This window comes from Candidatus Polarisedimenticolia bacterium (assembly GCA_035764505.1).
GTDB lineage: Bacteria > Acidobacteriota > Polarisedimenticolia > Gp22-AA2 > AA152 > AA152.
In genome coordinates, this window is the sequence record DASTZC010000169.1 from 1 (window position 1) to 9011 (window position 9011).

The window sequence follows — 9011 nt, forward strand, 5'->3', positions numbered from 1 at the left end:
CCTGGACCGCGAAGATGTCGTCGAGCGTGCGGTCGTATGTCTCCGACCAGAGGTGGAAGCCGTCTTCCGCCTTCACCAGCTGCGCCGTGATGCGGATCTTGTTGCCCGCCTTGCGGACGCTCCCTTCCAGGATGTTGGAGACGCCCAGCTTGCGGGCGATGGTGCGCAGGTCTTCGTTTTTCCCCTTGAAGGCGAACGACGAGGTCCGTCCCGCCACCTTCAGCTCGGGGATCTTCACCAGCGCGTTGAGGAGCTCCTCGGTCAGACCGTCGGAGAAGTACTCCTGGTCCTTGTCGCTGCTCATGTTTGTGAAGGGAAGGACCGCGAGGGAGTTAACTTCGGCGACGGGGGCGGGGCCGGCGGTCGGCGCGGGCGCGGAAGCCGAGGGCTCGCCGGAGGCGCCGGGGGCGGCCTGGCGGCGGGTGGTGAACCAGAGAATCGCCACAACGGCAAGAACGGCCGCGCCGGCTGCTGGCCAAAGCCACCGGCGGGATCCGGCCGCCGGCGTCGGTCCGGACAGCTCCGAGCCCGATGCGGGAACGCCAGGCGAAGACGCTGGCATAACGGTCCCCGGACCGGAGGAGTGAGCGCCGGTGGGTGTCGCCCCTGAGGCGGGTCGCGCGAAGGTCGTCTCGTCCAGCTCCAGGTGGCCCGAGTCTGCTTCCTTACGCAGCTCCCGCAGCTCGTTGCGCACGTCCTTGGCGCTCTGAAACCTCTCCTCCGGATCCTTCTTGAGGCAGTGATCGATGATGCGCGCCAGTTGGCGGGGGGCGTCACGGCGGGCTTCGGTCACGGGCCGTGGAATGTCGCGGAGGATCGAAGAGATGGTCTCGGCCGACGTCTTGCCGCCGAACGGCCGGTGGCCGGTCGCCATTTCGTAGAGCACCACGCCCAGCGAGAAGATGTCGGTGCGGGCGTCGACCTCCTGGCTGTTCACCTGCTCCGGCGACATGTAGGGCGCCGTTCCCATCACCATGCCTTCGGCGGTCAGCGGCTGCGACACACCAACACGACCCGTAGGCGCCGAGGTCGGTGTGTCTTCCTGCGGGGGTGCAGGCGAACGGCCTGCCCGCGGTCCGACCAGGGCCAGCTTCGCCAGTCCGAAATCCAGCACCTTCACCCGTCCGTCCTTCGTGATCATCACGTTGGCCGGCTTCAGGTCCCGGTGAATGATCCCCTTCTCATGCGCCGCGGCCAGCGCGTCGGCCAGCGCGATGCCGATGTCGAACACCCGGGTCAGAGGCATCCCGGGCGGGGGAATCTCCTGGTCCAGGCTGCTCCCTTCGACCAGCTCCATGGTGAGGAAGTGCGTGCCACGATCCTCCTCGACGGAGAACAGCGTCACGATGTGGGGATGACTCAGGGCGGCGACGGCTTTGGCTTCGCGCTGGAAGCGCGCCAGCCTGTCGGGATCGGCGGCCATGTCGTCGGGGAGGACCTTCAGGGCCACCTTGCGGTCGAGCTTGGTGTCCTCGGCGAGGAAGACTTCGCCCATGCCGCCCTGGCCGATCGGGCGCTCGATGCGGTAGTGACCGAGGGTCTTTCCGGGCTCGACGGGCAATGGCTCTCCGGGGACGCGCGGGTCCGGGCCGCCGGGGCTGCGGCCGGCCGGTCATTATATGGTAAGCGTCTCCAATGGTGCGACTTGGTCGCTTGAGGGCCGGGAGCTCACGAGTTAATCGCCCGGGACCGGTGGCATGACCGATTTGGCAGGGCGCTCAACTACAGGCGGCGCCGGCTCCTGCTTGCCACGCGCGGGAAGTCTCGACACGCCCGGCACCAGATCGGAGCCGGTGGTTCCGACCTGTACGGATCATCGCAGGAACAGCTCCAGGTCGATGGCCGCTGGAATAAGGAGCCCCAGATTTTCTGGTTGGCCGACAAGGGGGGGAGGTGTCTGCATCGGGTTTTTGAAGTAAGTGCGCTAGTGTTTGTGGTTTTATTCTCTTCGGCGTATTTCGATCCTTCACGGACGCCTTCCAGACTGTTCCCTCTCGGCCACTGAGAAGTCGGTGGTTGCCGAACACCAAGCCTAGCTTGGAAAACACAACTCCTCTCCTCGCATGCGACCGTTTACACGGTCAATGGAGTCCACTTGTGGTGTCGAGCTTCAAAACTCGAAGTCCATCGCTCGTTACGAGCGATGGAGTCTTGATCCGGCCACAAGGGACTTTTTCATCCGCACCGGAGCCGCTGCCTCACCGGCAGGTCGGCCGCACTCGTCCCGACTGCACAGATCCAGCTGCAGCTCTTCGTATGGCCGGACGGGAGCGTTTGTGAGTCAGGCTGTGATCAACACGAAATACCGCGAAAGCAATAAACGAACGAACACTAGCGCAAATACTTCGATTTCGCGTGGCAGACACCCCCTCCCCCGCTGTCACAATTCGACCGCCGGCAGCAGCCCTACATCACGGCGCCATGTCGAAGGGACGCCCCATGTCGAGGAGTAGCGCCGGCGACATGCGCGACTCAGGCTCGGGCGAGCTTTACTCGCCTGGCCCTGTTACTTTTTTGCGGATTTCGCGGCGAGGTCGAGGGCCTTGTCAGGGCCGAGGATTTCCAGGGATCGAGCCTGGAACCCTGTTCAAGATGCATGAAGACGAGAGAATAGCAGAGTGCGGATCGCATCGTCGCGTTGGACGAAAACCTGGCGAAATTGGAGTCGGCGACGGACTGGCGGCAAAGCCCCGCCAGGAGCGGCTTTCACAGCCTTTCCTGCTCGAGTCAATCGGGGAAATTCCCCATTTTTCTGGAAGTTGTCCCACGACGATGACGGCAAAAGAGGATGAGCGGTCGCCCGCAGATGCGACCATCGTCGTAAGACGCCTGGATTCAATGGGCAATCGATATTCGCGCGAGCTGGCATCTACTTTGCCTTAGCTCGGCCGGACGCAGCGCGGCGAAGAAGCTTCCCGGCACGCGCTGCTGTCCAGGGAGATGCTCATGAAGCTTGCAAAGGTCGCGCTCATCGGTGCCGTCGTAGCTCTGGTAGCGGTTCTGTCTGCGCCCCCGGCCCAGGCTGGGGTTTCCTTCTCGTTTTTCTACTCCCACCTCAGCTCCCACGGTGCGTGGCAGGTATCCGCGGATTACGGGCGTGTCTGGCAGCCCTATGCCTACCATGCCGGATGGAATCCTTACTACGATGGTCACTGGGTCTACTCGGATCTCGGGTGGGCCTGGGCATCCGACTACGAGTGGGGCGCTATCCCTTACCACTACGGCACGTGGGTCCTCGACCCCTACTACGGGTGGGTTTGGGTTCCCGGATATACCTGGGCGCCCTCCTGGGTCGTCTTCCGGACCGGCCCCGACTATATCGGCTGGGCTCCGGTGTCGCCGGGGTTCTCGGTAGGCGTATCGTTTGGTTCCTACGCGCCGGCCCCTTCCTCATTCGTCTTCGTATCGGCCCACAACTTCCTGGCCCCTCGCATCAGGAGCTGCTACGTGCCGCAGTCCAGAACGACCGTCATCGTCAACAACACCCGGATCGTGAACAATCTGGTGGTTGAGAACAACGTGGTCGTCAACCGCGGTCCCGACCGCCGCTTCGTAGAGCGCGCGAGCGGGCGAAGCGTGCGCGAGGTGCCCATCGAGCGCGTCTCCCGGGCGATGCCCGGCACGCGGGTAAGCCGGTCTGAGCTCCGCGTGGATCCTCAGCAGGCAAAGCGCGGATTGCGTGCCGCGGAACCGGTTTCAGCAGGCAGAGCGCTACCGGATGGAAGCGGGACCGCAGACGCTCCTCGCGCTGGACGGCGGCTGACAGGCGACAAAGCCGAGCGGCAACGCGACTTCGCCGCGGATTCTCGGGTCAGCCGGCATCAGGCATACGAGATGGAAAGACAGCGTGACATCCCCTCGGATGCCCCCCGCGCCAACCGGCGGACAGCAAGCGATTTCGAGAGGCAGCGCGATGTCCCCAAGGATGAGCCTCGCGTCGACCGGCGACTGACACGCGATATCGAGAGGCAGCGCGACGCGCAGCCTTCTCGTGCCGATCGGCGGTTGACGACCGATTTCGAGCGACAACGCGATATCCGCTCGGACGCGCCTCGTGCCAATCGGAGGCTGCCGGGCGACATCGAGAGGCGCGCGCCAGCGGCCAGAGGGGATAATCCTCGCGGACAGTGGCAGGTGCCTTATGAAAAGCGGATGAAGCAACCGGAATCCTCTCAGAGAGTCTATCGGGAGCAACCGGGTGCTCAGAACAGGATCCAGCGTCCCTCGGGCTCTGACATCATGCGGCCTGGCCGAGTATCGCCGCGGGAGAATGGCTCTGTTCGGCAGCCCAATGAAAGTCCAAATCGCCGCCCCAACAGTGGACGACAAGGCGTCAACCGGGAGGAAGAACCATCCCGAGGCGGACCCTCCGGGAAAACAAAGGGAGGAAAGGCTCACGGGTCGGGCAAAGAATAAGATCGTGCAATCCAATACAGCATAAGGCTGTGCGTTCTAATACAAAGGGCCCTCGAAAGAGGGCCCTTTGGTTTTTCAGGAATTGGTTGGCGGGTTTCATGCCCACGACCCCGTCGTCCCTGAAGACCCCGTGGAATCCTTCCTCTGAAAGGTGCTATTGCGTAAACTAGCGCGACCCTCAAGGCGTCTCGCGAGCCGACTCGCGCAACGCAGGGTGTGCGCTGCCGAATGAACGGAGCGACGGCGTTCGGACGGTGCGAGGTCGCAGTAGATCTGCGGAGCGCCCAATGCCCGATGTCCTCCTCGACTCGCCGGGTCCAGAGACGCGACCCTGGTCGCCCTGGCAGCGCTTCCTGTTCCGCTACGCGCTGCTGCACTATGTGCTCTACGCCTTCCCCGGTCCGCTCGGTGCGCTGATCCAAACGCTGACAGGCGGACTCGAGCTGCTAGGCGCCAAGCTCGACCAGGCACCGTGGTCCTGGCTTGACAACTCGTTCGTCTGGGTCGACAGGGGCTGGGAGCGGCTCACGGACCAGATGGCATCGCTTGGCCTCGCACCTTACGAGGTCATCCACCAGCAGACAGGCAGCGGCGACACGGGGGCCGCGTACGCGCAGCTGCTGTTCATCGTCGTGGTGTCCTTCGTCGGTGCGGTGATCTGGTCGCTGCTGAGCAAGGCTCTCGCCTACCCGCGGCTCGGTCGCTGGCTGCACCTGATCGTCCGTTTCGATCTCGCCTTCACGCTGTTCGGTTACGGCCTCGAGAAGTTCTACGGGGGGCAGTTCGGCGTGCTGTCGCTCACGCGGCTCACGCAGGAGATCGGTGACACCTGGCCGATGACGATGGTCGGCACCTTCATGCAGGCGTCGAAGCCGTACGAGCTGTTCAGCGGAGCCTGTGAGGTCCTCGGCGGATTGCTGCTCTTCCACCGGCGCACCGCGCTGCTGGGCGCGTGCGTGGCGATTGCCACGATGACCAACGTCTGTGCGCTGAACTGGCTGTACGGCGTGCCGGTGAAGCAGTATTCCGCGCATCTGCTGCTGTATGGCGTCGGGCTGCTCGCGCCGTTCCTTCCCCAATTATGGGCGGTATTCATCCGCAACCGGCCCTCGCAGCCCGTCGATATCCGCGTCGTGAAGGACTCTCGCGCGGGCGGCGTCCTGATGGCTCTCGGCGTCGCATGGGTCGCCGCATATCTCGTCATCACGCACTTCCAGGGATTGGAGCCGAAGCCATGGACGGCAAACCGTGAGCGCTCGGCGCTCTACGGCCTGTGGATGGTCGAGAGCATGCTGGTCGACGGCCAGGAAGTGCCGGCCACCGACGCAACGCGCTGGCGCGACTTCGCCATCGACCGCGGCTCGATGGCCTGGTCTCGCGAATTCACCGGCAAGCGCCACTACTTCGAGTTCAAGTGGGACGACACAACGGGCATCGCCCAAGTGAAGGAACGCGGCAGCGCCGGCGATCCCTCGCCGTGGACCTGCGAGCGCGGCCTCAAGATCGTGAAGGGCGACCCACCGCTCCTCCTCCACAACGAGGACCGCGGCAAGCCGGTCGACGTCGAGCGGCGGTCCCTCGTCATCAAGGGAAAGTGGGACACCCACGACCTCGAGCTGCACACGGTGGAGAAGATCTTCCGGCTGCAGACGGGATTCCGGTTGAGGCAGGAGCTGCCGGACTTCTGGTAGTTCGCTCATCTCCGGAGCATGGGATCCGGGCCAGGTCGAGGGCTTTGTCGAGCTGCGGGTCGGCGCCGGCGGCGTACGGGAGAGGGCTGAGGATTTCCACGTCGGGCGAGACGCCGATCCCTTCCAGGCGCTTGTCGTCCACGAGGAAGTCGGCGATGGCCAGGTAGAGCAGCGACTTGTCGGAGAGGAGGAAAGGCTTCCCGGCGAGGACCGCCCCGGCGGTGCGCGTGCCGACGAGGGTGGCTCGATGATGCTGCTGCAGGGCGTAGGAGACGACCTCCTTGCCGCTGCGCGTCCCGTCGTTGATCAAGATGAAGAGCGGCTTGCGCCAGCTGGGGTCGTAGCGCCGCTCCTCGCCGTCCCTGCCGATGTTGGTCAGGGCGGGGACCTGATCGTTGAAGACGTTTACGAAATCGGGGTTGCAGCCGCCCCAGCCGTCGCGGAAGTCGACAACCAGAGCCCCCGCCTCGCGCAGGTTGTCGCCCAGGGCGTCCTGGAGTGCTTCCATATATTGCTCGCCGGCACAGGAGAACAGCGGTACGTAGGCGACGATCGCTCCGTCGCGCTCAATCAGCCGCGCGCCCTTCTGCTGCGCCTCGAGCCATTCCTTTCCGGGATCGATTTTCCGGGGGGTGACGCGAATCTCCTGCGGGGTCGAGCCGGTGGAGCGCTCGATCTTCAAAGACACGGAACGTCCTGCCTTGCCCTTGAGCGAAGTCACCGGCTGAAACGGAGCGCCATCGGCGGAGAGGACCTTGTCGCCGCGAAGCAGTCCTGCTTTCGCGGCAGGCCCGCCGGGAAAGACGACCCGCGTGAACCCTTCCTCGGTGAAATCGGCGCCGATGCTCTCGACCTCGCCGGGACCGGCCTTGAGCGTCCCCTTGAAGATGGAAAGAAGACCGTAATAGCGGGAATCATCGGGCGTGTAATAGGCGGTATGGGAAGCCTTCAGCTCCGCCAGCGCGTCGCGCGTCTTGCGATTGAACTCGTTGCGATTCTCAGCGCTCGCCCCGTAATGATCATGCGCCTTGGCCCAGGCTTCCGCGGTCTTCGGATTGTAGAAGCTCTCCCGCACGATCCTGACGATCTCCTGGCCGAGCGCGTCGAGCTTCGGATCGCGCGGCGCCGGCAGGACCGGTGTCGACATGGCCGCGATGCCGATGAGCAAGCCCCCTGCAACCGCACGCTTCGCGGCATCTCTCATGAGGCGAGAGCCGCTCACTTCTTTCCTTTGGGATCTGTGTCGGGTCTCGTTTCGAAGGTCGCGACGACGAATGGAGCGTTCTTGGCGGGGTTCATGAGGTTGGTCGTCAGGATGATACGAGGCCCCTCGCGCCTCAGGTAGACGCGGTTGCCGTTCGCCAGGAAAGCCAGGGAGCGCCCGCCCGACTCCCGGGCTCGCGCCTTCGTCGAGGCGAGCCCCTCCATCAGGAAGCTCCGAAGCTCTGCACCCGTCTCGGCCGGCTTGCCCGTCTTCTGGGCTTCCATCTGCGCCAGGATCTGCTTGCGCTCGTCTTCATTTTCCGGCGCAATCGACGTGAAGCTTGCCACCGTGGTGCCGTCGGGAAGCCGGCCGACGTAGAGCGCTTCGAACTGCGGCGCCTGAGCGTGCCCGTCCTCACCGACATTCCAGGACTGCCCGAGGAGAAGGACCTCCCTGCCCCGCAGATCGGGCGGAATCACCCCGCTCTTGAACTCATTGAGCCAGCGGCAAGGCTCTTCCGGCTTCTCCTTCTTGTTCTTCGGATCGCAATGCATCCGGGTGAGGCGCTCATCGAGCAGGTTATTCTCGACGTTGGGAAAGCGGGTTCGATGCGAGAGCAGCGCGACGAGAAACTCCGGCTTGCGGCTCGACACGACGATCAGGTACTGGTCCATCGTGAGTACCTGCTCCGGATGCATCGGACTCGGCCCTTCCTCTCCCCAAAGGGCCTTCTTGAGGGCCGGCAGGCGCCGGGCGAGGTCGTCCTGTTCGGGGAACTCGTAGTAATAGACCGTCGCGTTCGTTTCGCCGCATGAAAGGGATTGGAATTGCTTCTGCTTGGGATTCCCGTAGAGGGTGATCCCCGCCTCGTCCTTTCCCGACATGTCGAACTGAACCGATGCCTGAATCGAAACGGGATGCTCCCCCTCGATGAACTCGCACACTCCATTCACTTCATCCTTGTCGATCAGGAGCTCATCGAAGGTCAGGGCATGCGCCAGGGTCGGCGCCAGGAAAAGGAATGCCAGCGGCACCAGAAACGCTCGCATCCCGTTCAGCGATTTCATCATCACATTCCCTTGGATGGGCGGTTGGGACTAGCCGAAGCGCTTTCAATACGCCGCGGCCAGCTCCCTTGTCAAGGCCGCGCGTTGCGATAGAGCCCGGATTTTGTCACCGGAGGGTGCGCCGCTCATCGGAGCTCGTGTCCGGATGTAGCGGCCGATTGTCGCCTTGCCATAGAATCCGCGCGGCACTCTCCTGGAGGAAGCCCGCAATTGAGCCTGAACGTCGGGGATCGACTGGGTCCTTACGAGATCACCGCACCGCTGGGGGCGGGCGGCATGGGCGAGGTGTATCGGGCCACCGACACGAAGCTCAAGCGAGAGGTGGCGCTCAAGCTGCTGCCCGACCTTTTCGCCGGCGATCCGCAGCGGCTGGCCCGCTTCACGCGCGAGGCGCAGGCGCTGGCGGCCCTCAACCACCCCAACATCGCGCAGATCTACGGCCTGGAGGAATCGGGCGGCACCCGCGCGCTGGTCATGGAGCTGGTCGAAGGCGAAGACCTCTCCGCTCTGATCGCGCGTGGGGCCATGTCCCTGGGAGAAGTCCTGCCGATCGCGCGGCAGATCGCGGAGGCGCTGGAGGCGGCGCACGAGCAGGGGATCGTCCACCGCGACCTGAAGCCCGCCAACATCAAG

The 9011-nt window shown here is 64.2% G+C and carries 6 protein-coding genes; 3 read left to right on the forward strand and 3 right to left on the reverse strand.

Annotation, left to right across the window (positions count from 1 at the left end; all coding sequences use genetic code 11):
• The coding region (locus VFW45_11130; protein ID HEU5181339.1) for a protein kinase at positions 1-1561 on the reverse strand (1561 nt) is incomplete at its 3' end.
• A gap of 1385 nt (positions 1562-2946) precedes the next feature.
• Here VFW45_11130 and VFW45_11135 point away from each other — a divergent pair.
• A complete protein-coding gene (locus VFW45_11135; GenBank protein ID HEU5181340.1) occupies positions 2947-4416 on the forward strand; it encodes a DUF6600 domain-containing protein in 1470 nt (489 codons plus the stop codon).
• Positions 4417-4703: 287 nt separating this feature from the next.
• Complete coding sequence (locus tag VFW45_11140) at positions 4704-6107, forward strand: hypothetical protein (GenBank protein ID HEU5181341.1); 1404 nt, start codon at positions 4704-4706, stop codon at positions 6105-6107.
• Here VFW45_11140 and VFW45_11145 read toward each other — a convergent pair.
• Together VFW45_11145 and VFW45_11150 are read right to left on the reverse strand one after the other, a co-directional pair.
• Positions 6001-7329, reverse strand: a complete 1329-nt coding sequence (locus VFW45_11145) for a S41 family peptidase (GenBank protein ID HEU5181342.1) — start codon at positions 7327-7329, stop codon at positions 6001-6003. The two genes, VFW45_11140 and VFW45_11145, sit on opposite strands and share 107 nt — an antisense overlap.
• Positions 7326-8378 (reverse strand): hypothetical protein, encoded by a 1053-nt coding sequence (locus VFW45_11150; protein ID HEU5181343.1) that lies wholly within the window; start codon positions 8376-8378, stop codon positions 7326-7328. Before VFW45_11150 ends, VFW45_11145 begins: the two co-directional genes overlap by 4 nt.
• Before the next feature lie 210 nt (positions 8379-8588).
• On the opposite strand from VFW45_11150, the gene VFW45_11155 reads away from it, so the two are divergent.
• Positions 8589-9011: serine/threonine-protein kinase (locus VFW45_11155; protein ID HEU5181344.1), on the forward strand; the 423-nt coding region annotated here is incomplete at its 3' end.

Coding starts and splice junctions, on each gene's coding strand:
- VFW45_11135 (HEU5181340.1), top strand. CDS start 2,947: ATGAAGCTTGCAAAGGTCGCGCTCATCGGTGCCGTCGTAGCTCTGGTA.
- VFW45_11140 (HEU5181341.1), top strand. CDS start 4,704: ATGCCCGATGTCCTCCTCGACTCGCCGGGTCCAGAGACGCGACCCTGG.
- VFW45_11150 (HEU5181343.1), bottom strand. CDS start 8,378: ATGAAATCGCTGAACGGGATGCGAGCGTTTCTGGTGCCGCTGGCATTC.